The organism is Aneurinibacillus danicus (assembly GCF_007991215.1).
Taxonomy (GTDB): Bacteria; Bacillota; Bacilli; order Aneurinibacillales; family Aneurinibacillaceae; genus Aneurinibacillus; species Aneurinibacillus danicus.
In genome coordinates, this window is sequence record NZ_BJXX01000260.1 from 1 (window position 1) to 1,530 (window position 1,530).

The following is a 1,530-nucleotide window of genomic DNA, read 5'->3' on the forward strand; positions in this document are numbered from 1 at the left end:
CCCTCGTTCTCTTCTCTCTTTTTCTTCGTACCACAAAAGCCAATCGTCCTTCTCCTCATTTTCATGCCGGGGTTGCGGCTGAGACGCCATGGTGGTTTTATGGTGAATTCCATTTTCCTATCGAAAAGAGTATCTAACAAAATCGCCATTTTGTTAGATAGGAAGAACGTGTAAAAAATGAAGGGGGCTTATAGGCTTATATTTACAATATTTTGTTTGGCAATACCCTCAAGATAACAATTCAGGGATCAAGATCAAAGGAAATAAGGAGTTATGAGAAAGATAGGTATAGTAGACAATCTGGTAGGTGATGGGTCTTTTTATCATTTGTATCAGCACCTATATTCTCTTTACTAATTTGGGTGTGGAAAATTATGAGGCTTTCTTACGTACAGAAACGTGTGATACTCCCACTCATGTTTTTCAGGAAGCTATGAAAACAAGAAATAACAGATATGAGTGCTATACGCAAAGTTATCTATTTTTTACACCAATACTTCATTTGTGTTGCTATCGATGATGTCGGAAAATGGGCAGCTATCTGTAGAGGATATTAAAGTGAAGAGTAAAGATGAACTTGATATTTATATAGTTAGCAATATGGCTTTACTATTTTGAAATGTCCTTAATATTAGTCAATGGTAATTAAAATATGTACTAAACCCGTATTATTAAATGAAACTATTTATGAACTATTTCACAAATGGGAGAAAAAAATTATTAAATTTAGTATAATATAACTATAAATAAAAATAAAAATAATCAAATTGTCCTAATTGACAATGCGTGGTAAAATATTTTACGTGAATTAACAACATAAACAACATGACAAAAATAGCTGAGTGGGGAGGGGGCATATGAAAGATGAGAAACTTGTATATGAAGGAAGAAGATTTAGCAACGAGAAAGAGATGATTAATACACTGCTTCATGAGGCCAATAAAAAAATATTAGAGATCGATATGGGGAAATGCCAGAATAATATACAGGAGCGAAATAAAGCAAAATTTATGCTCATTCATCTTCAACATCATTTTGGGGAGTGCATTCCCCACGAAGTACGTCAGGTATACAACTCTTTATGGAGTCAAATGTACAGGCTTGAATATGAGAGTGGTTATAGACATCCGTACGTGAAGGAACTATTAGAGAAGCTTTTTAAAGAACAATTGGATAATTCTCATAAATATCGTTAAACAGTCAGACTTTTTTGGGAATTAAGGAGGGATTTTATGTTTAAACGTATCCGCCCTCAAATTTCTGCGCTGAAACTTGCAGAAAGAGGAACGAATATTGAATTTAAGGGAAGATTTAAAGATACACTGGTCTACAATCATTTTACAGAAGAAGATGAAAATATTCTGTCTCAAGTGAGAGAAATCGTAGAGGAATCAATCTCAGAAGCCGTCGATCTTTTTCATAAATACCTTATTGAGTTGAAGGAAGAAGGAGAACAGGAGATTCATACCGAGGAAATCGAACGATACCTTTATACCTTCTTTAATGAAAAAAGAGATAAAGAGTATGTAT

At 33.8% G+C, this 1,530-nt stretch carries 2 protein-coding genes; both read left to right on the plus strand.

Annotated elements, in window-relative coordinates; genetic code table 11:
- Positions 1-857 precede the first annotated feature (857 nt).
- Complete coding sequence (locus ADA01nite_RS21590; RefSeq protein WP_146812484.1) at positions 858-1,196, plus strand: hypothetical protein; 339 nt, start codon at positions 858-860, stop codon at positions 1,194-1,196.
- A gap of 36 nt (positions 1,197-1,232) precedes the next feature.
- The coding region (locus ADA01nite_RS21595; protein WP_218029604.1) for a globin family protein at positions 1,233-1,530 on the plus strand (298 nt) is incomplete at its 3' end.